24 protein-coding genes are annotated in these 25,128 nt (G+C 71.3%); 12 read left to right on the plus strand and 12 right to left on the minus strand.

Translation table 11 applies throughout. From position 1 onward, the window contains the following. Positions 1-8: 8 nt before the first annotated feature. Together IEY98_RS09105 and IEY98_RS09110 are read right to left on the minus strand one after the other, a co-directional pair. Entirely contained in the window at positions 9-545 is a 537-nt protein-coding gene (locus IEY98_RS09105) for a GtrA family protein (protein ID WP_189209763.1), read from the minus strand. Between the two features lie 56 nt (positions 546-601). After that, a complete protein-coding gene (locus tag IEY98_RS09110) occupies positions 602-2,896 on the minus strand; it encodes a sigma-70 family RNA polymerase sigma factor (protein WP_189209764.1) in 2,295 nt (764 codons plus the stop codon). A 157-nt stretch (positions 2,897-3,053) separates the two neighbouring features. On the opposite strand from IEY98_RS09110, the gene IEY98_RS09115 reads away from it, so the two are divergent. The 4 genes from IEY98_RS09115 to IEY98_RS09130 are packed head-to-tail and all read left to right on the plus strand — an operon-like array spanning position 3,054 to position 6,796. Further along, on the plus strand, positions 3,054-3,875 hold the full coding sequence (locus IEY98_RS09115; protein ID WP_189209765.1) for a GGDEF domain-containing protein: 822 nt from the start codon (positions 3,054-3,056) through the stop codon (positions 3,873-3,875). A gap of 17 nt (positions 3,876-3,892) precedes the next feature. Further along, positions 3,893-5,071 (plus strand): 5-(carboxyamino)imidazole ribonucleotide synthase, encoded by a 1,179-nt coding sequence (locus IEY98_RS09120; protein ID WP_189209766.1) that lies wholly within the window; start codon positions 3,893-3,895, stop codon positions 5,069-5,071. A 30-nt stretch (positions 5,072-5,101) separates the two neighbouring features. After that, entirely contained in the window at positions 5,102-5,590 is a 489-nt protein-coding gene (gene purE / locus IEY98_RS09125; protein WP_189210159.1) for a 5-(carboxyamino)imidazole ribonucleotide mutase, read from the plus strand. Between the two features lie 51 nt (positions 5,591-5,641). After that, positions 5,642-6,796, plus strand: coding sequence for an acyl-CoA dehydrogenase family protein (locus IEY98_RS09130; RefSeq protein ID WP_189209767.1), 1,155 nt, complete (start codon positions 5,642-5,644; stop codon positions 6,794-6,796). A gap of 212 nt (positions 6,797-7,008) precedes the next feature. Here the strand turns inward: IEY98_RS09130 and IEY98_RS09135 are convergent, their stop codons facing one another. Continuing rightward, entirely contained in the window at positions 7,009-9,300 is a 2,292-nt protein-coding gene (locus IEY98_RS09135; RefSeq protein ID WP_189209768.1) for an NACHT domain-containing protein, read from the minus strand. 436 nt (positions 9,301-9,736) lie between these two features. Here IEY98_RS09135 and IEY98_RS09140 point away from each other — a divergent pair, with 436 nt between their 5' ends. Beyond that, positions 9,737-10,732: a right-handed parallel beta-helix repeat-containing protein gene (locus IEY98_RS09140; protein ID WP_189209769.1), complete on the plus strand. Its 996-nt coding sequence runs from the start codon at positions 9,737-9,739 to the stop codon at positions 10,730-10,732. Here the strand turns inward: IEY98_RS09140 and IEY98_RS09145 are convergent. From IEY98_RS09145 to IEY98_RS09155, 3 genes are read right to left on the minus strand one after another with little or no spacing between them, the layout of a single operon-like run. Next, complete coding sequence (locus IEY98_RS09145) at positions 10,722-11,435, minus strand: SAM-dependent methyltransferase (RefSeq protein WP_189210160.1); 714 nt, start codon at positions 11,433-11,435, stop codon at positions 10,722-10,724. The two genes, IEY98_RS09140 and IEY98_RS09145, sit on opposite strands and share 11 nt — an antisense overlap. Before the next feature lie 44 nt (positions 11,436-11,479). Then, positions 11,480-11,974 carry a type II toxin-antitoxin system death-on-curing family toxin gene (locus IEY98_RS09150; protein ID WP_229786697.1) on the minus strand — a complete coding sequence of 165 codons (495 nt, stop codon included), beginning with the start codon at positions 11,972-11,974 and terminating at the stop codon, positions 11,480-11,482. Further along, on the minus strand, positions 11,971-12,963 hold the full coding sequence (locus IEY98_RS09155) for a toll/interleukin-1 receptor domain-containing protein (protein WP_189209770.1): 993 nt from the start codon (positions 12,961-12,963) through the stop codon (positions 11,971-11,973). Before IEY98_RS09155 ends, IEY98_RS09150 begins: the two co-directional genes overlap by 4 nt. A 114-nt stretch (positions 12,964-13,077) precedes the next feature. On the opposite strand from IEY98_RS09155, the gene IEY98_RS09160 reads away from it, so the two are divergent. Then, positions 13,078-13,587 (plus strand): DinB family protein, encoded by a 510-nt coding sequence (locus IEY98_RS09160; protein ID WP_189209771.1) that lies wholly within the window; start codon positions 13,078-13,080, stop codon positions 13,585-13,587. A 119-nt stretch (positions 13,588-13,706) separates the two neighbouring features. Then, positions 13,707-13,934 carry a hypothetical protein gene (locus IEY98_RS09165; RefSeq protein WP_189209772.1) on the plus strand — a complete coding sequence of 76 codons (228 nt, stop codon included), beginning with the start codon at positions 13,707-13,709 and terminating at the stop codon, positions 13,932-13,934. On the opposite strand, the gene IEY98_RS09170 is transcribed toward IEY98_RS09165, so the two are convergent. The 4 genes from IEY98_RS09170 to IEY98_RS09185 all read right to left on the minus strand — a co-directional run bounded on the left by IEY98_RS09170 (position 13,875) and on the right by IEY98_RS09185 (position 18,125). After that, complete coding sequence (locus IEY98_RS09170; protein ID WP_189209773.1) at positions 13,875-14,654, minus strand: SDR family NAD(P)-dependent oxidoreductase; 780 nt, start codon at positions 14,652-14,654, stop codon at positions 13,875-13,877. The genes IEY98_RS09165 and IEY98_RS09170 overlap by 60 nt on opposite strands. Continuing rightward, on the minus strand, positions 14,651-15,313 hold the full coding sequence (locus tag IEY98_RS09175) for a TIGR03089 family protein (RefSeq protein WP_189209774.1): 663 nt from the start codon (positions 15,311-15,313) through the stop codon (positions 14,651-14,653). Before IEY98_RS09175 ends, IEY98_RS09170 begins: the two co-directional genes overlap by 4 nt. A 9-nt stretch (positions 15,314-15,322) precedes the next feature. Next, entirely contained in the window at positions 15,323-16,498 is a 1,176-nt protein-coding gene (locus IEY98_RS09180) for an LCP family protein (protein ID WP_229786698.1), read from the minus strand. A gap of 103 nt (positions 16,499-16,601) precedes the next feature. Next, a complete protein-coding gene (locus tag IEY98_RS09185; RefSeq protein WP_189209775.1) occupies positions 16,602-18,125 on the minus strand; it encodes an LCP family protein in 1,524 nt (507 codons plus the stop codon). Between the two features lie 162 nt (positions 18,126-18,287). Here IEY98_RS09185 and rfbB point away from each other — a divergent pair, with 162 nt between their 5' ends. Both rfbB and rfbD read left to right on the plus strand, forming a co-directional pair. Continuing rightward, positions 18,288-19,271: a dTDP-glucose 4,6-dehydratase gene (gene rfbB / locus IEY98_RS09190; RefSeq protein WP_189209776.1), complete on the plus strand. Its 984-nt coding sequence runs from the start codon at positions 18,288-18,290 to the stop codon at positions 19,269-19,271. Beyond that, the gene (gene rfbD / locus IEY98_RS09195) at positions 19,268-20,149 is read left to right on the plus strand and encodes a dTDP-4-dehydrorhamnose reductase (protein ID WP_189209777.1); all 882 of its coding nucleotides are present in this window, start codon (positions 19,268-19,270) and stop codon (positions 20,147-20,149) included. Before rfbB ends, rfbD begins: the two co-directional genes overlap by 4 nt. Here rfbD and IEY98_RS09200 read toward each other — a convergent pair. Further along, positions 20,139-21,218: a glycosyltransferase family 4 protein gene (locus IEY98_RS09200; RefSeq protein ID WP_189209778.1), complete on the minus strand. Its 1,080-nt coding sequence runs from the start codon at positions 21,216-21,218 to the stop codon at positions 20,139-20,141. The genes rfbD and IEY98_RS09200 overlap by 11 nt on opposite strands. 44 nt (positions 21,219-21,262) lie before the next feature. Further along, the gene (locus IEY98_RS09205; RefSeq protein ID WP_189209779.1) at positions 21,263-23,752 is read right to left on the minus strand and encodes a glycosyltransferase; all 2,490 of its coding nucleotides are present in this window, start codon (positions 23,750-23,752) and stop codon (positions 21,263-21,265) included. 96 nt (positions 23,753-23,848) lie between these two features. Here IEY98_RS09205 and IEY98_RS09210 point away from each other — a divergent pair, with 96 nt between their 5' ends. The 3 genes from IEY98_RS09210 to IEY98_RS09220 are packed head-to-tail and all read left to right on the plus strand — an operon-like array spanning position 23,849 to position 25,127. Continuing rightward, entirely contained in the window at positions 23,849-24,304 is a 456-nt protein-coding gene (locus IEY98_RS09210) for a DUF6346 domain-containing protein (RefSeq protein ID WP_189209780.1), read from the plus strand. 58 nt (positions 24,305-24,362) lie between these two features. After that, positions 24,363-24,788 (plus strand): YbaB/EbfC family nucleoid-associated protein, encoded by a 426-nt coding sequence (locus tag IEY98_RS09215; protein WP_189209781.1) that lies wholly within the window; start codon positions 24,363-24,365, stop codon positions 24,786-24,788. 12 nt (positions 24,789-24,800) lie between these two features. Next, positions 24,801-25,127 carry a type VII secretion target gene (locus IEY98_RS09220; protein WP_189209782.1) on the plus strand — a complete coding sequence of 109 codons (327 nt, stop codon included), beginning with the start codon at positions 24,801-24,803 and terminating at the stop codon, positions 25,125-25,127. Position 25,128 lies beyond the last annotated feature (1 nt).

Below are 25,128 nucleotides of genomic sequence, written 5' to 3' on the forward strand. Positions count from 1 at the left end.
ACCGCTTGTCAGGCGGCGCGCTCCGTGGGCCCGGTCACCGCGCGCAGCCTGCGCACCCGGGCGTCGGCCTGCGGGAACACCCACTTCTTGAACGCCCACCAGCGGAACACCATCGCCACCAGCGTGCCCAGCACGATGCCGGAGACGAAGTCGGCGACCTCCTGGGTCAGCCGCGACACCTCGGGCACCTGCAGGTGCAGCAGGTAGCGCGACACCGCCAGCGGCGCGGAGTTGATCGCCACGCCGATGCCGCTGATCAGGAAGAACAGCGCCGCCTCGTGCGGGCGCTCGCGGCCGCCCCTGGTGCTGAACGACCACTCGCGGTTGAGCACGTAGGACACGATGGTCGCGATGATCACCGCGATCGCCAGCGCGGTCACCGGGTTGTCGGTGAGCACCGTCAGCTTGAGGGTGTAGTTCACCGCGTTGGTCACCACGAAGCACACGGCCCCGACCGTGGCGAAGCGCAACAGCTCGCGGTGCTTGGTCAGAGCGGCCCGGACCGGCTCCGGCAAGCGGGCCAGCACGGTCTCGACGACGGCCATGTGGCCGGAGTCTAACTACTGCCGATCACCGCTCGTGATCGAGGGCCGCCCCAGGGTCAGCAGGGCGGCCCCGAACGGCCGCCGCCCTGCCGCCCTCTGCAGTCGCGGGCGGGCCGGACGGACCGCTGTTCCGTCGTCTGGGTGGTGGTCGTGGCGGTCGTGGTGGTGGGCGCTGGCGTGGGCGCCGTGGTCGTGGGCACTGTGGTCGACTCCGCGTCCGGGTCGTCGGCCGGGGGCGGCGGCGCGGACGTGACGGGCGGCGGGGTCGGCGACGGCGCGGTGGGGGACTCGATCACCTGCGGCGTGGTCGGCGCCTGCTCGACCGGCTCGGTCGGGATCGACGGCGGCTCCGGCGGCTGCAGCCCCGGCCACCACGGGCCGAACGCGGGGACCTTGACCTTGACGCTCTCCACCGCCTTGCCGAGAGTCGCCGTCACGGTGATCTTGCGCCACGTGATGTCGTGCGGGTGGTCGCGGTGGCGCGTGACCCGGAGTTCCAGCGCCACGGTCTCGCCGGGCGCGACGGACTTGTGGGTGCGGCAGGTCGTGCGGCCGCGGTCGGCGGTGCAGCCGACCTTGCCCGCTCCCGCCGTCTGCCTGCCCGGCTCGTCCACGGTGATCGCGATCGGCTTGGTGCTCTCGCCGGTGTTGCGGACCGTCACCGTGAGCAGCACGTCGCGCTCCCACGGCCAGAGCGTGTCGAACCAGCCGATCCCGTGGGCCTCGGCGTGCAGGTGGAGGCCGTCCGGCTTCTCCCGCACGTCGATCGGCACCGAGATATTCACCCGGATGGAGGACCCGGCGGTGACCGATCCGGTGATCGTGCTGCCCGCCGAGCCGGGAGTGGCGACCAGTCGGAACACCAGCGTGACCGACTCGCCGGGGCGCAGGCCCTCGCCGCTGGTGCAGGTGACGGTGCCCGTGCCGCCGGGGCAGGCCACCGTGCCGGTCTGCGGGGCCGCCCCGTTGAGCAGCAGCCCCGGCGGGGTGGCGAGCCGCTGGGACTCGACCGCGCGCACGCCGCGCGGCAGGGCCAGCGTCGCCACCACGGGCTCGGACACGCTGCCGCCGGTGTTGCGCACGGTGATCGGCAGTTCGGTCGGCCCGCCGTCGACGACGAGCGCCACCGGGTCCAGCGGGTCGGCCGCCAGGCTCGGCGGGCCGGGCGTCGGCTCCGGCGCGGGCTCCGGCGGCGGCTGCACCGGGGCGGGCGCGGGCGGGGGCTGCGCAGGCGGCTCGGGCGAGCTCTGCGCGGGCGGCTCAGCGGCAGGGGGCGGGGACGACGACGGCCTGGGCGGTGGGGGCATCGGCGACGCGGGCGGGTCCTGCGTGGACACCGTCGACGGGGGCGGGGGCGCCGCCGCGGGCATGCGCTCCTGCGGCCCCGACGACACCCCGACCGCGATCACCGCGGCCAGCGCGACGCCGGACGCGGCCACGCCGAGGAACTGCCGGGGCGCGTCGGCGATGGCCCCGGCGACCCCGCCAGCGGACACCCCCGCCGCGGTCCCGGCGGCGGCCGCCGTGCCCGCCGCGGTCGCCTTGGCCGCGGCCAGGTAGGCCGCGACGGCGCCCGAGCCGAGCACCAGCGGCGCGATGAACACCCGCAGCCCGCCGTTGATGTCGGCCAGCTCGGCGGCCAGCGCGCGGCAGCGGTCGCACTGGTCGAGGTGGGACTCCACCTGCGCGGTCTCCCGCTTGGCCAGCCCGCCGCGCACCCACGCGCCGAGCCGCTCGGCGGCGGCGCGGCAGTTCTGCGCGTCGGTCTCGGCCAGGTGCACCTGCAGGTACGCCTGGCGCAGGCCCTCGCGCGCCCGGTAGGCCAGCGCGGACACCCCGTTGGGCGTCAGGCCGAGCAGCGGGGCGACCTGGGCGGGGGACTGGCCCTCGATCTCGGTGTGCCAGAGCACGGCCTGCCAGCGCTCGGGCAGCTTGGCGAACGCGCGCGCGGCCAGCGTGCGGTCGAGGCCCGCGACCGCGGTGTCGGTGAACGGCACGCTCACCGCGGCCGGGTCGACGCCGCTGACCTGGCTGACGTCGTCGGAGAACTCCACGCGGCGGTCGCGGCGGGTCTTGTCGTACGCGGTGTGGCGCAGCGCGGTCAGCAGGTAGGCGCGGAAGGCGGAGTCGGGGCCGCGGCCCTGGCGGAGCGTGTCGAGCACCTTGGCGAACGCCTCGGAGACCAGGTCGTCGGCCTCGGCGGGGGAGCGCGTGAGCTGTCTGGCGAGGTTGTACGCCGCGGCGACGTGCCGCTCGTACAGGGTGCCGTAATCGGCGACGGCGCCACCGCGCACCGACACGATCAGTTCGGCGTCGCTGGGGCCCTCGACGTCCGCCGGAACGGTCGACACGATCCTCCCCTCCGGCCGGGACTTCCCCGCCTGGCCGCGCACGGATGCTTAGTGTGACGGATCGGTGTGGAGCCGTCACGTTTTCCCGGGGGAGCCGCGTCACGACTGCCTCCTGCCGCCGTCACCCTTCCGGGCGTCCGACGAGAGGACAGAGCGCGTGGCCGTACGTGAGGCGGGCTCCTTATGGCGCGGTGACGCCGAGGGGGCCGATCGCCTGTTGCGTGAGCTGCGGGCGCGCTGGCGCTCCGCGAGCCTGGCGGCGGGCTGGCGGTTCCCCAGCGACTGGGGACTGCCGGAGGTCGACGAGGTGTGCCTCAGCGTGGTGTCGGGGGCCGATCCGACCACCGCGCTCGACGGCCTCGGCCGGGCGCGGGCGCGCTCGGGCGCCGGGCTGGACGAGACCCTGACGGACCTGGCCGCCCTGCACGCGGTGCTGGAGGGGACCACGGGCCGTCGGGCCGCCGTCGACGCCACGCCCGCGCCGCTGCTCCGCGCGGTCGCCCTGGCGTGGGCGGACGCCGCCATGGGCGAGTTCGGCGCGGTCGCGGCCACGGAGAACCTGACCGGGCTGGCGACGCCGGAGTACCTGCGGGTGCGCCTCGGCGAGGTGTACCGGGCGGGGCGGCGCTCGGGGACCGCGCCCGCCGACACCCACGTGCTGATCGTGGTCACCGTCGACCTGTCGCGGACCGCGGGCTGGCCCCGGCTCATGGCGATGGCGCTGGTCGGGGACGTGCTGCGGGAGGTGTTCGACGGCGGGGAGAGCCTGGCCGTGCTGGGGCCGTCGGTCGCGGCGGTGCTGGCCGAGCGCGGGCGCGGCCTGGCCGAGCGGGCGGCCCGCACCAGGGCGCTCATCGCCGAGCGGTTCGAGGTGGACAGCGCCCTGCGCGTGCTGCGCAGACCCGAGCTGCGGGTGGAGCGGCTGCCCTGCTCCGAGGACGCGGCACAGGCCATGGTGGACGGGCTCGGCCGGGCGTGACGTAGGCTCCCCGGACCGTGGACGCACGCACCGGATTGCCCGTTGTCGGGATGGTCGGCGGCGGTCAGCTGGCGCGGATGACGCACCAGGCCGCGGTCGCCCTCGGCCAGACCCTGCACGTGTTGGCCGTCTCGGCCGACGACCCCGCCGCCCTGGTCTCCCCGGCGATCACGCTGGGCCACCACACCGACCTCGCCGCGCTGCGCTCGTTCGCGGCCGGGTGCGACGTGCTGACCTTCGACCACGAGCACGTGCCGACCGAGCACCTGCGGACGCTGGCCGCCGAGGGCGTCGCCGTCCGGCCGGGCCCCGGCGCCCTGGTCCACGCGCAGGACAAGCTGGTCATGCGGCGCAGGCTGGCCGACATGGGCGCGCCGGTCCCGGAGTTCGCCGAGGTCGCCGCCGTCGAGGACGTGGTCAGGTTCGGCGACGCGCACGGGTGGCCGGTCGTGCTGAAGACCGCCCGCGGCGGGTACGACGGGCGCGGCGTGTGGATGCTGGACTCGCCGGAGGCCGCCGCCGAGGTCGTGGCGTCGCTGGCGGGCAGGCCGCTGCTGGTCGAGCGGAAGGTGGCCATGCGCCGGGAGCTGTCGGCGCTGGTGGCCCGGTCCCCGTTCGGCCAGGGCGCGTGCTGGCCGGTGGTGGAGACCGTGCAGGTGGACGGCATCTGCGTGGAGACGCTGGCCCCCGCGCCGGGGCTCTCCGACGAGCTGGAGCAGCAGGCCCAGGAGCTGGCCCTGCGGGTGGCCCGCGAGCTGGACGTGGTCGGCGTGCTGGCCGTCGAGCTGTTCGAGACCGAGGACGGCATCGTCGTCAACGAGCTGGCGATGCGCGCCCACAACTCCGGGCACTGGACCATCGAGGGCGCGCGGACCTCGCAGTTCGAGCAGCACCTGCGGGCGGTGCTGGACTACCCGCTGGGCGCCACCGACCTGGTCGCGCCCGCCGTCGTCATGGCGAACGTGCTGGGCGCGCCGTCGACGCCGTCGATGGGCATGGACGAGCGCATTCACCACCTGTTCGCCCGCTTCCGCGACGCCCACGTGCACTACTACGGCAAGCAGGAGCGGCCCGGGCGCAAGATCGGGCACGTGACGCTGCTCGGCGCCGACCTGGCGGACGTGCGCTCCCGGGCCCGGCTCGCCGCCCACTGGCTGTCCCACGCCGTCTGGCTCGACGGCTACGAGATCCACTAGGAGCGCGCGGTGACTGTCGTCGGGATCATCATGGGCAGCGACTCGGACTGGCCGGTCATGTCGGCCGCCGCCGAGGCGCTGGACGAGTTCGGGGTGGCCTACGAGGTCGGCGTGTACTCCGCGCACCGGACGCCGCGGCGGATGATGGACTACGCCGAGTCGGCGGCCGGGCGCGGCCTGCGCGCGATCATCGCCGGGGCGGGCGGGGCGGCGCACCTGCCCGGCATGGTCGCCTCGGCGACCACGCTGCCGGTGATCGGGGTGCCGGTGCCGCTGAAGTACCTCGACGGGATGGACTCGCTGCTGTCGATCGTGCAGATGCCCGCGGGCATCCCGGTGGCCACGGTGTCGATCGGCGGGGCGCGCAACGCTGGCCTGCTGGCGGTGCGGATGCTGGCGGCGTTCGACGAGGGCCTGGCGGCCCGGGTGGCGGAGTTCCAGTCGTCGCTGGAGCGGATGGTGCTCGACAAGGACGCGGCATTGCGGGCGTCGGTGCGTCAGAACACAAGGACATCCTAGTAAACGGTTGCTAACCTGGTGGGCAGACTTTGTGCCTACCGGGAGGTAACTGTGGACGCCGGTCTCTACCAGCTCAGCGACGAGCACAACGCGCTGCGCGAGGCCGTGCGCGACCTCGCCGAGAAGGAGATCGCCCCGCACGCCGCCGACGTCGACGAGCAGGAGCGCTACCCGGTCGAGGCGTCCGCCGCCCTGGCCAAGGCGGGCTTCGCCGCCCCGCACATCCCCGAGGCCTACGACGGCCAGGGCGCCGACTCGGTGGCGACCAACATCGTCATCGAGGAGGTGGCGCGGGTCTGCGCGTCCTCGTCGCTGATCCCGGCGGTCAACAAGCTCGGCACCATGAACCTGATCCTCGGCGGGTCGGAGGCGCTGAAGAAGCAGGTCCTCCCGGCCATCGCCGCCGGTGAGATGGCCTCCTACGCCCTCTCCGAGCGCGAGGCGGGCTCCGACACGGCGTCCATGCGCACCCGCGCCCGCCTGGACGGCTCGTCCTGGGTGCTGAACGGCACCAAGTGCTGGATCACCAACGCGGGCGAGTCGTCCTGGTACACGGTCATGGCGGTGTCCGACCCGACGGCCGCCAAGCCGGCGGACGGCATCTCGGCGTTCATGGTCCACAAGGACGACCCCGGGTTCGTGGTGGGCCCCAAGGAGCGCAAGCTCGGCATCAAGGGCTCCCCGACCAGGGAGATCTACTTCGAGGACTGCACGATCCCGGCCGACCGCGTCATCGGCGAGCCCGGCCAGGGCCTGCGCCTGGCGTTCAAGACCCTCGACCACACCCGCCACTCCATCGGCGCCCAGGCCCTCGGCATCGCCCAGGGCGCCCTGGACGCGTCGGTGGCGTACGTGAAGGAACGCAAGCAGTTCGGCCGCGCGATCGCCGACTTCCAGGGAATCCAGTTCATGCTGGCGGACATGGCCATGAAGATCGAGGCCGCCCGCCACCTGGTCTACGCCGCCGCCGCCAAGGTCGAACGCGGCGAGAAGGACGCCAGCTTCGTCTCCAGCGCCGCCAAGACCTTCGCCTCCGACACGGCAATGGACGTCACCACCAACGCGGTCCAGTTGTTTGGTGGGGCTGGCTATACGCGTGACTTCCCAGTCGAGCGCATGATGCGCGACGCGAAGATCACCCAGATCTACGAGGGCACCAACCAAATCCAGCGCATGGTGATGGCCCGAGCGCTGTTGAAGGGATAGGCACCTCGGGGAACTGACGTCCTTAGGCCGCTTTGCTGCCAGCGCGAGCGGCCCAAGGACGTACTCGCCAGTCACCGTTATTGCGTCATCGAATAGGGTTTGCTAACACCGCTTGCCGGTTGATGCTTCCTCCACGCTCAGACTCGAGAAGTCGATCGTGTGACCTCCGCGGGCGGACAAACAGGACACCGTGGGGCAGGCGTAAATAAGTGTCACTCGATGTTACTTAGCCGCTCTGGAAGGTCCTCGCTTGAGGGCCAATCGCCACGCGATGCGGCATCGATGAAGGTGGAGACCCGGGATCGCTGCGCGCGAACCGGCACCCACACCTTTGTGGCGCTGCGTCGACTCGACACCATTAAACCTGACCGGACTAGCTCTCCGATCACTGGATCTACAAGTCGGTAGAAGGCAGGCGGAAGTCCTCGGCGTAGTGCGCTGTCCTTGCGTCCGGTACCCTGCTGTGCGTAAAGCTTCTTAAGGATAGTAAGGGCAACAAGGATTGCTGGGGAGTGGGGAAGGTCCATTAATGAGTCGGTGGTCGTATCGAGCTTTGTAATGTCTCCGAAGTCGCAGTCGGTGAAGGACTCGACAGGAAGCTCTTCCTTAGATCGAAGGCCCTCAATCTGCAGAAAATCGCACCGGTAGAATCTCGGGAGATGTTGCAATTCCCCCCCGATGTCAAGGCGGCCGAAGAAGCAGTCTTGGAACTCGACGGACGACAAGTCTACGCCACTAGGCGTGTGCAACTCGCTGATGGTTAGATTGCTCACATAAATGCGCTCGATGATTGGGACGCGAAGTTCAAGCGCGATAGACAAGAGGTCCACGGCTAGAGGTGGGGAAGCTTCACTACGTTTAACGGTTTGGGCGAGAGCGGTCTTAACGAGGCCTCCAGCTGCTCCCCCGTGGGTGTGCAGCTTGTGTGCAGCGGATTCTATGCCCACGCCCTCGAGGAGTTGCTGCCAATCGTCAGATGGCAGGTTTGTACTATAAGGATCTTCGATGTATCTGACGACATCTCCGGCACGTGCTACATCTGCGAGTACTGGATCTATAATTTTTCGTGCCTCAGTTCGTGGGTCGTCCGTAGCCAGGAGAGGCAATCTTCGGAGGAGCACTTCCTGTCGCTCATCTGGTGGAAATCCGACGACTTCCCGAAATGACTGGCGTACATCCTCCATGTAGACCGGGCCTACGCCGCTGCCGGTTCTCCTGGCTTTGGTTGCTACCCTCTCCAAGATCTCCCGCAGCTGTATTCCTGATACGTTTCCTTCAATCTGCGCCTCCCGGTCGAACGTGAGCGATAGTAGCAGATCCCATCCCTCTGGGGCTGCCAGAGTCGAGTCAACAACCTCTCCCAGGACGTTCTTCACAGCGAGATATCCAAGGAGGAGCGGCCGGGGAGGAAGCCACTGGGGGATATCGACGCTCCACCCTTGTCTGCGCAGGTAACGGGTGACTTGCTCATCGGTGAAGTCGGTGGCGCTCACGAGAAGAGCGTCGTCGGGTAGGCCCATGGAGTCTCTGAGGTCTTCAGCCCGATGAAAGAAATTTCGACGTCCAGCGATTGCGACACCGACGCTCTGAGGTGTTTCTCTGACGAACCTTCGCACAAGTTCCACGCTCGCGCGCTTTGCCGATCTTTCGTTGGTGAGGTAGCCACCACCGACGTTCGCAGGTGCAATCTCGTCAAATCCATCGAGAATGATGTGGGCATATCCGGCTCGCCATGCGCGTACGAGTTGATCAGATCGGTAGAAGCCGACATTCCTGGCGTGGCGTTCAAGGGCTTCGACGGGGTCTACCTGACCATGGTGGTCCCGGAGGCTTATATGCACTGGGAAAGTTATTGCACCGCCGATCTGGTACTCTTGGGCGAGATCAAGAAAGATCTGACGTAAAGTCATACTCTTGCCAGCGCCGTAGTCCCCGAGAACTATCACGCGGCGACACTCTTTAATTGATCGCAACAGATGTTTGTATCGAGTTATTTGGTTCTCCTTCTCGAAGGCGACGAAGTCCATTGGAAAGTATTCGCCCAGATCTGTTGCGGAGCCGCTCGCGAGATTCTTTGCACTGCCGAATGCCATGTCGCGTCGGGCGATCAAGTAGTTGTGCGCCTGTATCAACCGACCTCTGAACGTGGAATACGATAATGCGCTGACGAGCGGATTGCCAATCCGTTCAATCATTGTGCGCTGTTCGGGCGTCGGTTCGTCTCTCGTGATGAAATATCCGCTAACCTCCTTGCTGGGGTGGAGCTCCTTTAGTTTTCTGCATAGATTGTCCAGCTTCTTGCCGTCGCTTAGCGCTTTATTGGGACGTGAGCTTACGGTGCATTCTATTGCGACAGCCACGTCGTCATTCACGAAAACGCCGTCACGCTCGCGACCTTCGATAATGACCGGCCCGCCTCGATCCGTCCCGGGGTACATCCAGCGGGCTATACGGATCACCTCGTTCTCGAAGGCGCTTTCGGCCGCTCGTTCTTGACTTGCCATCCATCGCTCCCTATGTACGCAGCGTCGCGTACCAGTGCATAGCCAGTCACTGCTCAGGTGTTACAGGAGATCGTCCGGGCATCAGGAGCCGGCCAGCACCTGGGCGCAGCTACCGTCGCTCAGTCGGTTCTGCTGGGCCAAGAAACCAAGCTCACGTGGTTCGTGGTGACGTGCGGTCAGATCCCCTGCCGCTCAGGCCCGATGCGAGGAAGATGGCTCCATGAGCGGATGTGCCGAGTCTCCATTCCTCCCTCACCGGGGTGTCTATACAACTGTTACCAATGAGGCAGAGCTTCGAGCGGCACTGCGGAACGGCGGCGACATCTCCGCGGACCTCACCGTCGAGCTGAGCGCGCCGTTGGAGGTGAGTGTGCCGGGGACCCGGGTGCGCGGCGGTCGGTACCGCATCGAGTCGGGACCCGCGTGGGTTGGAACTGTGTCGGACATCGAGTTGGGCGAGCTGCGCATCGAGGGCGGACGGCGAGGCGCTCCGGTGTACGACAAGGAGCAGCGGCTGGTTCATCTGGTGGGGACTGAGGCTGCGCCGCTCGCCGGGGTTGTGGTTCAGGACTGCCGGATTGGGGAGTCGCGGGGGGACGCGGTCAGGTTGGAGTGGTGTGTCGACTCGCAGGTGCGGGGGGTGGTCGCGCGTGGGCTGCTCTACGCCGGGGTGATGGTGATCTCCGGGGAGCGGGTGGTCGTCGAGGGCTGCACCGTCACGGATGCCCCGCTGACTCCCGGGGTGGTCAACACCTACGGCATCGCGGTCACCGATTACGCCAACACCGAGCAGGCGCGGTCGCGGGATTGTGCGGTTGTGGGCAATACCGTCAGCCTGATCGACTGGGAGGGGATCGACACGCACGGTGGGGACGGGATTCTGGTCGCGGGCAACACCGTGCAGGGGTGTGCGCGGGGTGTCGCGTTGGTGGTGGGCAACGAGACCCGGACCACCGCGCCCACCCGGTGCACCGTGACCGGGAACAGCATCAGCGCTCGCGGCATGCGGGTCGCGCAGCGGGAGGGGATTGTCCTAGGTGGACTTCCCGGGCGGGCCGCGAGCGCGGTGGTCAGCGGGAATCGGATCGACGGTTACCGGCGGCCTTACCTCTGGGGCGACTACATCGGCGAGCTCGTCGTCAGCGGCAACAACCACCCGATGATCCCCTGGTCCGCGCTCGACCTGACCGGCAGCGACTTCAGCGAGGACCCGCGTGACCCGCTGCGGTACATGGTCGACGGCGGCGAGGCCCGGCTTCGGGGCGCGGTGGTCGGCGAGGGCTCTTATGTCGGACGCATCCCGTCGCCGCACGGTAGGCCGTTGGTGGCCACCCGGGTGTCGGACGCGCTCGTCGTGTTCCCGGATGGCGCTGTGCGGGTGTCCGAAGAGGACGTTCTGCCCGTCGTGGGCACGTGGCGGGTCAGGGCTTGAGGAGGGTCAGGTAGGCCATGCCCAGCACCTCGCGCCAGCCGCGCAGCCAGGCGGTGCGGTGTGCGGCGGCTCGGGCGGCCACGTCCGTCGCGTCGGGGTTGGCCTGGAGCCAGCGCTGCCTGCCGAGCGCGTGACGGGACTCGAAGTCGTCCCACTCGTCGAGAGTGGCCTGGGAGAGGTGCAGCAGCTGGTAGCCGTGGTCGAGGGCGAGGTCGACCAACTCGGCCATGCTCCGGTACTCCTCGCGCACCATGGGCATCACGGCAAGGCGCTCGGCGGACGGCGGGACCTGCCAGAAGCCCTCACCGAGCAGGAGCCGACCGCCGGGCCGCAACAGCTCATGCACGGCCCGCAACGCGTTCGCCGTGTGGTCGACCGGATCGCCGCCCCAGACGTGGGTCGCGCCGTTGACGATCACGACGTCCGCACTGCCCGTCCACGCCCCGGCGTCGCCGACCTCCAGGGTCACCGCCAGCCCCCGCGCCTCGGCGGTGGCCCGCCCATGCTCGATCGCCGCCGCGTCCAGGTCGACCCCGTGCCCGACGGCCCCGCGAGCCACCGCGCGCAGAAGCAGTTCGCCCCACCCACACCCCAGATCGACGACCCGCCGCCCCTCCAACGGCCCGAGCGTCGTGAGCAGCTGGTCGGCCCGCGCGGAGGACAGCGGACCGTTGAAGTCGAGGTCTTCGAAGAGAGGTGGCATCACCGTTGGCAGGGTGGTCCGCCGCCGCTGCCGAGGCAATCGAATTACCCCCGCTCAACGCCCGCCCAGTCCTGGAGCCGCTCGGCAAGGGTGCGGATGTCCACCATTCCGGCCGCCACCTCCCGCACGAGGTCCAGTGCCTCGTCCATCGGTGTGTCCAGGCGGTGGCCGTTGAGGTCGCAGAAGGTGACTGCGGCGATCCAGGCCAAGCGCCAGTTGCCCTCGCGCAGGGGCTTTCCGCGGACGATCGCCTCCAGCAGTGCCGCCGCCTTCAGCCACAGCGTGTCGTAAGCGGGCATGCCCATCACGACAGCCTGGGGCCGGAGGACGGCTGTGTAGATCACGCCCAGGTCGTCGACCACCAAGTCCTCCGACACCACGGCCGACACGAGCACCAGCAGGTCGTCGGCGTCCAGATAGCGGATCGCGTTCGGGCGGAGGTGGGCCAGGAGGGACTGGTCCGTCTCCTCGATCCGCCCGCGCAGCGCGCGCAGGTGTTCGCCGAGGGAGCCGAACGCGTCGGCGAGGTCGTCGGTCATGGGGTCACCCAGCCCGCGAAGACGCGTTCGGCGTCGGTGAACTTCATGAGGGCGCCCTCGGCTCGGGTGAGGACGTCGCGGAGGGTGGGGGTTCGGGCGCGGATGTCGCCCAGGGTGGTCGTCAGGCGGGTGATCGCCGAGGACAGGGCGGCAGTCTCCGCGGCGATCTCGGTGACGCGCTCGCGGAAGCGCTGCCGCCCGGACAGGGCGGCGGTGTCCAAACCGGAATCCGGCCAGCCCAGCACGGCCCGCACGTCGGTGTCCACCCGGACGACGTCCTCGGCGAAGCGGGTGGCGTGGGTGTCCAGGCGGGCCGTCAGGGGGATGAGGTCGGTCGGCGGACCGGGCACGGTGGTGACCAGCAGGCTGGACGTGATCGGCGCCTGCAGCGCCACCAGCTCGGTGTGGAAGCCCGCCAGGCTCGACGCCAGCCTCGGCACCGCCGCCGAGGCCGACCGGATGAGGGCGTCGTACGCGCCCGGGTCCGCCCCGGAGGGCGCCGCGGCGCGGCTGAGGTCCAGCAGGGACCGGGCCAGCGCGCGGACCGTGGCGCGGAACTCGCGGTCGTGCGGCTCGGCGGCGCGCAGGGCGGTGATGTCCTGGTGCTGGTAGCGCGCGGCCAGCGCCATCAGTGCGTCCGGGGCGTCGCACGAGAGGTCCGGGACCGGGACGTACAGCAGGGACAGCACGCGGTCGGCCAGCCCGATCCGCTTGGCCTTGGACACGAACGCCAGGAACTCCTCCCGGCAGAACGTGCTCTGGAAGTACCGCGGCGTCAGCACCGGGATGAAGAACGCCGCCGAGGCCACCGCAGCCTCGATCCGGTCGCGCCAGTCGTCGCCCCAGGCCAGGTCGGTGTCGATGAACAGCTCCAGCTCGGCCCCGGCGATCATCGCGAACTCGTCGCGCACGGCCTGGGCGAGGGTGGTGAGCATGCCGCGGTCGTGGCGGTCGTCGTCGATCCGGTACGACCAGAAGGCGCGGACCATGCGGCTCCTCCAAGCGCGGTGATCGGGAAAAGAGGCTACCGGGTTCGTCGTTGAGGACCGAACCTGTCCGGAACCCGCCATACAGTGGTCCCAGACACCGAGAGGGGAACCACGATGACCACCACCGAGACCGTCCTGACCGGCGAGCGGGCCGACATCCTGGAGTCGCTGGCCAAGGCCCGCCACTTCCTGCGCCACACCGTCCGCGGCCTGACCGACGAGCAGGCGCGCGCCCGCACCACCGAGAGCGAGCTGACCCTCGGCGGTCTCATCAAGCACGTGGCCGCCACCGAGCTGCAGTGGCGCCGGTTCATCACCGACGGACCCAGGGCCATGGACTTCTCCAGCGACGCCGTCGAGGGCTGGCTGGACAACTTCCGGCTCACCGGCACGCTGGAGGAGGTCCTCGACAGCTACGCCGAGGTCGCCAGCGAGACCGACGAGCTGGTCAAGACCGTCGACCTCGACCTCGCCCACCCGCTGCCCACGGCGCCCTGGTTCGAGGCGGACGTGAGCTGGACGGCCCGCCGCGCCCTGCTGCACATCGTCGCCGAGACCGCGCAGCACGCGGGCCACGCCGACATCATCCGCGAGTCCCTCGACGGCCAGAAGTCCATGGGCTGACCCATGTGGACCACCGGCGTCCCGCCGTCCGACGCCGGTGGCCGCCCGTTCGCCGCTCACCCCGTCCGCCTGGCGGGACGCCCTTGCGGGGCGGATGATCCACTGTGACCCTGACGGGTGTGACCGATCGCACCTGCCCGCACTGCGAGGGCCTGGGCCTGTTGCGGTGGCAGCAGGCGATCCCCACCGAGGACGGGTTCGTGCTGCGCGAGATGGAGCACCCCTGCCCCAAGGGCTGCGGCGGGCACTGGCGGCATCCCGCCGCCGAGGCCGACCTGGTGATCGACTTAGGACTGCCCGGCGCGGAAGAGCCGGTTCACGAGCGGTTGGTAGAGCGACCCGAGTAGCCGGGGCAGCAGGTCGATCGCGTAGGCGTCCGGCCCGACGAGCACCCGCGCCTTGTCCTTCCGCGCCCCGTCGAGGATCCGGCGGGCCGCCGCGTCCGGGGACGTGATGGCGACCTTGTCGAGGGAGCGGTTGAAATCCGCCTTCTCGCTGGGGTCGGACGTGCGGCCCTTGCGCGCGATGTTGGTCTTGATCCCGCCCGGGTGCACGCACGTCACCCCGACCCCGGTGCCCGCCATCTCCTGGCGTAGCGCCTCGGTGAACCCGCGCACCGCGAACTTCGAGGCGTTGTACGCGCTCAGCGACGGCACCGCGATCAGCCCGAACGCGCTGGAGATGTTGACCACCGACCCGCGCGCGGCGACCAGGTGCGGCAGGAACGCCCGGGTGCCGTGCACGACGCCCCAGAAGTTGACGTCCATGACCCAGCGCAGCTCCTCGTCGGACATCTGCGCCACGGTGCCCTTCAGCGCCACGCCCGCGTTGTTGACCACCAGGTCGACCCGGCCGAACTCGGCGGCGACCGCCGCGGCGTGGGCGTGGACCGCGTCGCGGTCGGCGACGTCGAGCCGGTAGCGGCGAGCGCCGGTCTCGGGGAGCTCGTCGATGTCGGACGCGGCCACCCGCGCGCCCTCGGCGAGCAGCCGCCGCACGAGCGCCGCGCCGATGCCCGACGCCGCGCCCGTCACCACGGCCACCTTGTCGGCGAACGATCGGGTCACAGGTCGACGGTAGTGCGCTCGGCGGCCCGGTGCGCGTCCAGCCGCGCGGGGTTGCTCACCTGCACCACGGACCCGCCCGCGGCCAGCGGCGCGACCAGCGCGGCCAGCACGCCGTCCGGGACCGTCCAGTCCCGTGTGGACAGCACGCGGGCGCCACGCGGCAGATCGAGGGCGCGGGCGGCGGCCAGCACCTCGTCGACCGTCATCCCGGCCAGCGCGGGCGTGTCGCCGGGCAGCGGGCCGCCCAGGAAGTCGTCGCCGCACAGCCGCGCCTCGCCGACGAAGTCCGCCGCGCCGTCGACCGGGCCGCCGAGGTCGCGGCCCATCGGGTCCAGCGACACCGCGGCGAGCACGCCGGGTCCGGTCTCGCCGGGGACCACGAAGGTCACCCGCGCGTCGCCGTCGGCGACCACGTGCGCGCCGCACCACCACGCGCCCAACAGCACCCCGGCGGTCTGCCAGTGCGCGGGAAGCCGCACCGCCACCGGGTCGCCCGGCTCGACGTCGTGCTCGTCGACCAGCCAGTTCGCGGTCTTGGCCGCCCAGTTCGCCAGCGTCGCCGCCGACAGTTCGACGCGGGTGCCCGCGGCGTCGTCGTAGTGGGTGACGGCGGGCCGCGCGGGCGGCAGGGGGCTCAGCAGGTGCTCGGTCAGGCTCACGGGGCTTCCTCAGTCGACGCAGGGGACGGCGGCGCGGGCGCGCGCGTTGAGGGTCAACAGCCTGCCGCCCATCAGGCCGTCGCCCACCACGGGCGGCGGCGCGGGCTTCGGCGGCGGCGCGTCGGAGACCAGCGCGGCCACGTACGCGCGCACGGCGGGCACGTCGACGGTGATGATGCTCTGCCCCCGGTCGTTGCGCGCGCCGACGCCGGTCACCGGGATGGTGACGAACTCGACCTGCCCCGACGCCAGCGCCCGCGCCTGGTTGACCAGGTCGAGGAAGTGCAGGCCCGGGTCCATCACGACGGTCCTGGACACCGCGTCCTCCAGCGCGCCCAGCCGCCGGGGGTCGGTCAGCGTGCCGCCGCTGAGCACCTTGTTCATCGCCGAGGCCAGGAACGTCTGCTGGCGCACGATCCGGTCGAGGTCCCCGCGCGGCAGGCCCTTGCGCTGGCGCACGAACGCCACGGCGTCGCCGCCGCGCACCGTCTGCGGGCCCGCGCGGAAGCTGGCCCCGGAGTCGGGGTCGCTGGTGCCGTGGTTGAGGCAGACGTCCACGCCGTCGATGGCCTCGGTGAGCAGATAGAACCCGTACAGGGTGATCTCGGCGTAGTGGTCGACGCGCACGCCGGTCAGGCCCTGCACGGCCTGGATGAGCGCCGTGCGGCCCGCGCTGTCGGACTCGCGCTCGATCCGCTCCCGGTCGGCCTCCCCGGCGTCGACCATGGCCTGCGCCTTGAGCGCCTTCACCACGCCGAACGCGCCGTTGATCTTCTCGTCGCGGTGCCCGGGGACGGCCACGTAGGTGTCGCGCGGGATGGACACCGCGTAGCCCTTGCCGCCGCTCTTGGGCAGGCGCAGCAGGATGAGCGTGTCGGTGTTGACCGTGTCGGTGGCCTCGGTGCGCAGTTGGCGCAGCACCTCGGCCGACAGCGGCCTGCCCTGCAGGTCGGTGCGGGTGTCGCTGCCGACGAGGAGGATGTCGTTGGCGCCGTCGTCCGCTGGCGGGGCGTCCGGGCCCTCCTGGGCGACGACGAGCGCGTCGGTCGTGGTCACCTTCTCCTGGAAGGTGTCGATCCGCGCCCACACCACCGCCATGGCCGCGACCACGGCGGCCGACACCAGCGTGACCACGCCGCGCCCGGTCCACAGCAGGCCGCGGCGCACCCCCGTCTTCTCCGTCACGATCCCCTCCCTCGCCCCCGGTGAAGCCTAGACAACCGGGGACGGTGGACGCGCGCGTTCCCGGCCGCTCGCGCCCACCGATCACCGATCGTGATCAGGGGCGTCAGTTCACGCAGGGGACCGAGCCCGCGGCGACCGTCGGCCGGGTCGGCGCGGTGGGGGGCTGCATGCGCAGGATCTCCCGGCCGCCGAGCCCACTGGTCTGGAAGCTGGTGCCCAGCACGACCCGGACGTGCCCGGTGGCCACGGACGCGTCGGCGACGAAGGTGAAGTCCCCGCCCAGCGACGCCGCCACTGTCCTGGCCTTGTCCTGCTCGTCCTCGGCGTGGCGGATCACCGACCCGGACTGGACGCGCTCGTCGCCGACGCCGCCGGGCAGGTAGCCCAGGGCCGTCAGGGCCTTCAGCACGTCACCGGCGAGGCCGATCGTGTTGGAGGCGTTGCGCACCTCGACGGTGATGTCCTCGACCGCGGTGGTGGTGGGCGCGGTCGTCGAGGCGCCGGTCGTCGAGGTCGTCGTCGGGCTGACAGTGCCGGTGGCCGCCTGGTCGACGACGCCGGTGACCTGCTCGACGTAGGCGCGCACCTCGTCCGGGTCGACCTGCAGCACGGCGGCGCCGCCGATGGTGGCGTCGCCCTGGGTGGGGATCGTGTGGAACTCGATGTTGCCGCTGACCAGCCCCGACATCTGCGCGGCGAACCGCGAGAGGTTCCAGCCGTTGGACAGCACGACCGAGCGCTGCACCGCCGAGATGAGCTCGCGGGCCTTCGTCGGGCTGGTCAGCATCTCCGCGGAGAGCACCTTGTCGGCCAGCGCGCCGAGGAACACCTGCTGGCGCACGATCCGGTCGAGGTCGCCGTTGGGCAGGCCGTAGCGCTGGCGCACGAACGCCAGCGCCTCCCGCCCGGAGATCGTCTGCCTGCCCGCCCGGAACCGCGCGCCGGAGCGCCAGTCGTCCACCGGCTCGTTCAGGCACACCTCGACCCCGCCGATGGCCTTGGTGACCTCGTAGAAGCTGGCCAGGTTGACCTCGGCGTAGCGCTCGATGGTCAGCTCGGGGCCGACCAGCCGCTCGATGGCGGCGATGAGGTTCTTGCGGCCCGCGACCGTGGCCCGCCGGTCCAGCTCGTCGGGGTCGTCGACGCCCTCGTCCAGCAGGGTGGCGCGGGTGTCGTTGTAGGCGTGGGCGAACGCGGAGTTGAGCCGGGCCTTGCCGAAGCCCTCGCCGATGTCGACCCAGGAGTCGCGGGGGAAGGAGAAGGCCACCGCGCGCCTGCCGTCGACCGGGATGTGCACCAGGATCATGGTGTCGGTGTTGCGCTCGCCCTCGGCCTCCCCGGCGTTGAGCATGTCCAGCACCTCGCGCGGCAGCGGGTTGCCGTAGGCGTCGGTGCGGCTGTCGATGCCGACCAGCAGCAGGTCGACCGCGCCGTCGAGGGGCTCGGGACCGGACTCGGCCACCTCGACCGGGATGACGTCGGTGGTGACGGTGTCGGCGTCGACGTCGCCGAAGGTCACCCACCCGTAGGCGGCAGCGGCCAGGACGCTGACCGAGGCGAGGGCGGCCACGGTGCGCACCAGCGCCCGGCCCCCGCGTAACCACGCCTCCTGGGCACGCTCGTCCACGCGCGTCCTCCCCGTTCCCCCACCGGCCCGTCCACCGCCAATTTACCGAGACTCCACCCGTAAGTGTTCGCTCGCCGGTATCGATAACACGCAGTGACAGGGCTCGCGGTTGCCTCGCGTGCGAGGATCGGTGCGCCCAGGACGACGATCGATGGGACGGACATGCGGGTTTTGGTCACTGGCGGTGCGGGCTTCATCGGCTCGCACTACGTGCGGCAGGCCGTCGGCGGGGCGTACCCGAGCCTGGCCGACGCCGAGGTCGTGGTGCTCGACCTGCTCACCTACGCGGGCAACCGGGCCAACCTCGACCCGGTCGCCGACAGCCCCCGGCTGCGCTTCGTGCAGGGCGACATCTGCGACGCGGAGCTGGTGTCCTCGCTGATGGCGGGCACCGACCTGGTCGTGCACTTCGCCGCGGAGTCCCATGTCGACCGCTCGATCGCCGGGTCGGCCGAGTTCATCCGCACCAACGTGCTGGGCACGCAGACGCTGCTGCAGGCCGCCCTCGACGCCGACGTGCGCAAGTTCGTGCACGTCTCGACCGACGAGGTGTACGGCTCGATCGAGGTCGGGTCGTGGCCGGAGACCCACCCCCTGGAGCCGAACTCGCCGTACAGCGCGTCCAAGGCGTCCTCGGACCTGATCGCCCGCTCGTACTACCGCACCCACGGACTCCCCGTCTGTGTCACGCGGTGCTCGAACAACTACGGTCCGTACCAGTTCCCCGAGAAGGTCATCCCGCTGTTCACCACCAACCTGTTGGACGGCAAGAAGGTCCCGCTCTACGGCGACGGGCTGAACGTGCGCGACTGGCTGCACGTCGACGACCACTGCCACGGCATCCAGCTGGTCGCCGACGGCGGCAGGCCGGGGGAGGTCTACAACATCGGCGGCGGCACCGAGCTGACCAACCGCGAGCTGACCTCGCTGCTGCTGGAGGCGACCGGCGCGGACGAGTCCATGGTGCAGCCGGTGATCGACCGCAAGGCCCACGACCGGCGCTACTCCGTCGACATCACCAAGATCTCCACCGAGCTCGGCTACGCCCCGCGCGTGCCGTTCGAGACCGGTCTGGCCGAGACCGTGGCCTGGTACCGGGACAACCGGGCGTGGTGGGAGCCGCTGCGCGCGCGGGCCGGGGTGTGACCGTGCTGAACCTGCTGGTGACCGGGGGCGGCGGGCAGCTCGGCCGCTCCCTGGCCGAGGTGCCCGGCGTGGCCGTCCACGCGCCCACCTCGGCCGAGCTGGACGTGACCTCGGCGGGCGCGGTCATCGAGGCGGTGTCCTCGCTGGCCGCCCCCGCGGTGGTGATCAACGCGGCGGCGTACACCGCGGTGGACAAGGCCGAGTCCGAGCCTGCCAGGGCGTTCGCGGTCAACGCCGACGCGCCCCGGGTGCTCGCCGCTGCCTGCTCGTCGCGCAATGTGCCGCTGATCCACGTGTCGACGGACTACGTCTTCGCGGGCGACGCCACCACGCCGTACGACGTGGACTCGCCGGTCGGTCCACAAGGGACCTACGGGGTGACGAAGCTGGCGGGCGAGGACGCCGTGCTCGGCTCCGGGGCCCGATCCTGGGTCGTGCGGACGTCGTGGGTCTACAGCGCTTACGGCTCGAACTTCGTGAAGACCATGGCCCGACTGGAGTCCTCGCGGGAGACGCTGTCCGTTGTGGACGATCAGCGCGGCGCGCCGACCTGGGCGGCCGACCTGGCCGCCGGGCTGGTGGAGCTGGCGAACCGGATCGCCGAGGGCGCGGCGCCCGCGTCCCGGATCCTGCACTGCACGGGCGGTGGCGAGACGACGTGGTTCGAGTTCGCCCGGGCCGTCTTCACCGAGCTGGGCGCGGACCCGGACCGCGTCTCGCCCTGCACCACGGCGGACTACCCCACGCCCGCGAAGCGCCCGGCGTACTCCGTGCTGTCGAACGCCTCGTGGGTCGAGGCGGGCCTGACCCCGCTGCGGCCGTGGCGGGAGGCCCTGTCGGCGGCGTTCGCCGCGCACGACTTCCGGGTCAGTTCGTGAGCGCCTTGCGGTAGGCCGCGATGGTGAGCTCGGCGCAGCGCCGCCAGGTGTGGCTGGCCGCGTGCGTGCGCCGGGTCGCCAGGGTCGCCGGTGACGGCGGGTTCTCCAGGGCCGCGGTCAGGGCCGTGGCCATGGCCTCGGTGTCCTCGTACGGCACGAGCGTGGCGTGCCCGCCAGCGACCTCGCGCAGCGCGGGCACGTCCGTGCACACCACCGGCACGTCGCAGGCCATGGCCTCCAACACCGGGAGCCCGAAGCCCTCGTCCCGGGAGGGCAGGACCAGCGCCGAGGCCCCGGCGACCACAGCGCGCAGGTCCACCTCGGACAGGTAGCCGGTGGACAGCACGCGCGCGGACGCGGTCTCGTGGCCCGGTCCGGCCAGCACCAGCGGCGGCAGCGACGGGGTGGCGGCGTGGGCGTCGAGCAGCCAGTGCAGCGCCTTGCGCGGGCCCGCGCCGCCGACGAACAGCAGGTACTCCGACGGCAGGCCGAGCCGCTCGGTGAGCGCGTCGTTCGGCGGCCGGGCGGTGAACCAGGCCAGGTCGACGCCCAGCGGGGTCACCGCGATCCGCTCCGCCGGGACGGCGAGGCGCTCGGTGACCCGGTCGGCGACGGCCTGGGTCGGCACGCAGATCATCCGCGCGCGGCGGGCCGAGATCGCCACCAGCTCCGGCAGCGTGGCGTCGCTGGGCGGCAGCTCGTCGGGCGCGTCGAGGAAGGCCAGGTCGTGGATGGTGAGCACGCCGCGCGCGCGGAGGGCGGCGGGCAGGACGAAGTTGGTCCCGTGCACGATGTCGGCGAGCCCGGCGAACAGCTCGACCGGCGGGAACGGCGCGCGCAGCCACGCCTTGCGCAGCAGCCGGGCCGGGACGGGCATGCCGCGCGCCTGCGAGCCGTGCGGGAGGACGCGCCGCAGCGCCCGCCACCCGCGCAGGGTGAACGCCACCGCGCGCATGGACACCCCGGCCGCGGCGGCCAGCTCCTCGGCCAGCGCGGCGGTGTAGCGCCCGACGCCGGTCCGCGCGCCGAGCAGGGGCGTGCCGTCGATGAGTACCCGCAGGTCAGCCATGGGCCCTTCCCAGCATGATGAGCGCGACGGGTCCGGTGCGCCGGTCAGCCATCGGTCCGGCCCCCCAACCGCTCCCTGGCCACCCTGCGGACCCGGCCCGCGGCGCGGCGGGCCAGTTCCCCCGCGCCGCCCGCGTCCAGGTACTCGCGGACCAGCCCCAGGTCGCGGCGCACGCGGTCGGCCACGCCCATGGCTGGCCGGGTGACCAGCGGCGACGCGCCGGGCAGCCGGTCGGCGGCCGGGCGCGGGTCGCGGCAGAAGGCGGTCAGCGGGGCCAGGACGTTCTCCCAGGTGAAGCTCTCCCGGACCGCGGCGATCCGGTCCCGGCAGGCGGTGGCGAAATCGGTGTCGTACAGCACCTTCTCCAGCGCGTCGGCCAGCGCGTGCGGGTCCTCGGACGGGACGACCACGCCCAGGCCCTCCCGCCGCACCAGCGAGGCGAAGGAGTCGCCGTCGGTGGTGACGATCGGCAGGCCCGCCCACAGGTAGTCCAGGACCCGGGTCCGGAACGCGAAGGTCGTCTCGACGTGCTCGAAGTGGGTGGTCACCCCGCAGTCGGCGTCGAGCAGCCAGTTCTGCCGCTCCTCGTAGGGCACCCACGTCTCGTTGAAGAACACCGACGAGCCGGTCAGCCCCAGCCGCGCCGACAGCGCCCGCACCCGCGCGCCGATGTCCATCTCCGGCACCTCGGGGTTCGGGTGCTTCATCCCCAGGAACACCAGCCGCGCGTCCTTGCGGCGGGTCGCCAGCTCGCCCATCGCCTCGACCAGGGTCAGCGGGTCGAACCACGAGTAGACCCCGCCCGCCCACAGCACGACCCGGTCGGACCCGCCCACCAGCCTGCCCTTGATCGGCGAGCTGGTCTGCTGCGGCGGCTTGCCGGACAGGCCGAAGGGCACCACGTCCAGCAGCGAGCGCAGGGTCGGGTCGGTGTCGTAGATGTCGGGGGTGAGCCTGCCCAGCGCCATCAGGTGGCCGAGCCAGAAGTGCCGCTGGCGCTCGCTGGCGCAGATGAAGAAGTCGCCGCGCTCCAGCTGGGCGTTGAGCACCTTCGTCACGCCGATGAGGTCCAGCTCGCGCTGCTCGGCGACGGTGTCCTTGCCCTGCTCCAGCAGTTCCAGGTGCATCGGGTCGTAGACGTCGCAGACCACGATCTTGGTCGAGCTGGTCTTCTTCAGCTCGGGGGCCAGCTCCAGCGCGTGCCCCTGCAGCACCACGATGTCGGCCCAGTCGACCTGCGCGGGCAGCTCGCGGCGGCGCACGCCCAGCACGGGGAAGGCCGCCTCCGGGGGAGCGCAGACCGGGTTGACGGTGACCAGCCGCACGTCGTGCTCGGCGGCCAGGACGTCGGCCATGTTCCAGGCGCGGATCGCCGGACCGGCCATCCGCTCGGAGATCGCGTCGCCGGTGACGACCAGCACCCTGCGCCTGCCGCCGAAGGCCGCCTCCAACCCGAACGCCTCGACGAGGATGTCGTGCGCGGCCAGGTAGCGCGGCAGCGGGTAGGCGGGCTCCATCGCCTTGCGCATCAGCGGGACCAGGTCGGCGTCCGACCGCACCCGCGCTGCCTGCTCGGCCTCCCGTGACGCGCTCAGCGACGGCAGCAGCTCCACGAACTGGTCGATGGCGAGCACCCCGGCCAGCGTGGCCGCCGGGATGGACGTCTGGATCGGCTGGTCGCGGATCTCCAGCTGGGTCGGGTCGACCTCCCCGCGCGCGGTCGCCCTGCGGATGGCCAGCGCCATCGCGGCGGGCAGCGCCTTGGCGAGCGTGTCGTCGGAGAGGTTCTTGTAGAGCGCGGCGAGGGCGTTCCGCTCCAACAGGTACAGCTCGCGCGCCTCAGCGTCCTCCACTTTGGACATCGAGGCGTGGTGGCGGTGGAAGGCCAGGGAGTCGGGCTGGTAGCGCACCCGCCAGCCGCGCAGGTTCAGCCGCCAGCCGAGGTCGACGTCCTCGTAGAACATGAAGAACCGCTCGTCGAACCCGCCCAGCTCGGCGAAGACGCTCGTGCGCACGAACATGGCCGACCCGGTGGCGAACAACACGTCCCGGGGAGCGTCGTGCCTGCCGTCGTCGGGCTGACCGGCGTGGCGCTTGTAGCCCATGCCGAACCAGGTCATGCCGCCGTCGACGAAGTCGATGCGCTCCCCGTCCCAGTCCAGCACCTTGCTGGCCACGCACGCGACGTCGGGGTGCTCGGCCAGCGTGCGCACGGCCGCCTTCGCCCAGTCCTCGTGCGGGCGGGCGTCGTTGTTGAGGAAGGCGAGCACCTGGCCGCGGGCGTGCGCGGCGCCGAGGTTGCAGCCCCCCGCGAACCCCAGGTTCTCGTCACTGCGCACCAGCTCGACCCCGTCGACAGCCGCGATCCGGTCGGCGTCATCGCCCCCGGAGGCGTTGTCGACGCAGATCACCTGCAGCCGATCGGCCGGGTAGTCGAGGTCGGACCGCAGCGCCCGCAGACACGCGACGGTGTCCTCGGCCCCCCGGTAGTTGACCACCACCACCGACAGTTCGGGCAGCACCCCCTGAGCCAACGCCTGCCTCCTCACGCCTCACCCACGCTTTGCTAGGCACAGCGTGCCTCATCGCAGGCAGTGATGGCGTGCCGACGCCTCTGGTTGGCTGTCGGCATGGGTATGGGGAAGCTCGCGGCACTGATCACGACACCGGTCGGACTGGCGATCGCGCTCGCCGGGCTGAACGCGGCCGACCGGATGGGCGCGTTCGTGCTGGGCACCGAGATCACCGACCGGGGCGTCGCGACCGTCCTGGGCTGCCAGGACGAGGGTGTGATCGACGGGCTCACCGTCGGCGACCTCTGGCGGTGCGACCTGGACGTGCGCTGGGACAGCGGTCGGGTGGAGCGGGTGCGGCCCGACGACCCGCTGCAGTTCGGCCCGGAGGACGGGCAGGTCGCCGTGGTCGAGCGGGCGGTGCCGCAGGGCAACCGGACGGGGGCGCGCGCCGCGCAGGTCTACCGGGCCGACTTCGAGCCCCGGCCGCTGTGGCTGATCGCGCTGGTCGGCGGGGGTCTGGGCGTGCTCGGGGCACTGGTGGCCCTCTCGCCCATCGCGAGGAAATCGTGATCGGGCGGAACCGGACGGAACCGGCTCCCGTCGGAGCCGGTGGAGACGGAGGTGCGGGATGAGTTCTCCCGAGTCGATGCTGGCCGGGTTCCAGGCGCAGATCGAGGCGAAGCTGCGCCAGGCCGACGAACTGCGGGCGGTGACCGAGCGGCTGCGCGTGACCGAGACGAGCGCCGACTCGTCGGTGACGGTGGTGGTGGACGCGACGGGCAACGTGGCCGACCTGCGGCTGACCCACGCCGCGCTGGACAAGGCCCCCGACGAGGTCGCCGCGTCGATCCTGACCGTGCTCAGGACCGCGCAGGCCAAGGTCGGCGATCGGGTCCGCGAGTCGGTCGCCCCGCTGATCGGCGGCGACTCCGAGACGATGGGGATGCTCATGGCCGGGTACGACGACCGGTTCGGGCGGGCCGAGCCGCAGACCCCGCCCGCGCGCCCCCGCGACGACGACGACTTCGACCAGCGCGACAGCTGGCTCGACTGAGGGGACAGGGACATGCCCGACGGGTACGACGTCCACACCGACGCCATGCGCGCCCACGCGGGCAGGCTGGACGGGATCAGCGGCCGGCTGGCCACCGCGCAGGACGCCGCGAGCCAGGTCTCGCTGAACGGCACCGACGCCTACGGCATCCTGTGCAGCCCCATCCTCACCCCGCTGATCGGGGCCATCGAGGTGCTGGGCATGGGCGCGATCGCCGCCACCCAGGGCGCCGTGGGCGCCACCGCGGGCGGCGTCCGGGCGATGGCCGACTCCTACGACTTCGCCGAACAGGCGGCGAAGGACATGTTCGACGCGATCGACGACCTGCTGGGGAACTGAC

This window comes from Actinokineospora fastidiosa (assembly GCF_014648415.1).
GTDB classification, from domain to species: Bacteria; Actinomycetota; Actinomycetes; order Mycobacteriales; family Pseudonocardiaceae; genus Actinokineospora; species Actinokineospora fastidiosa.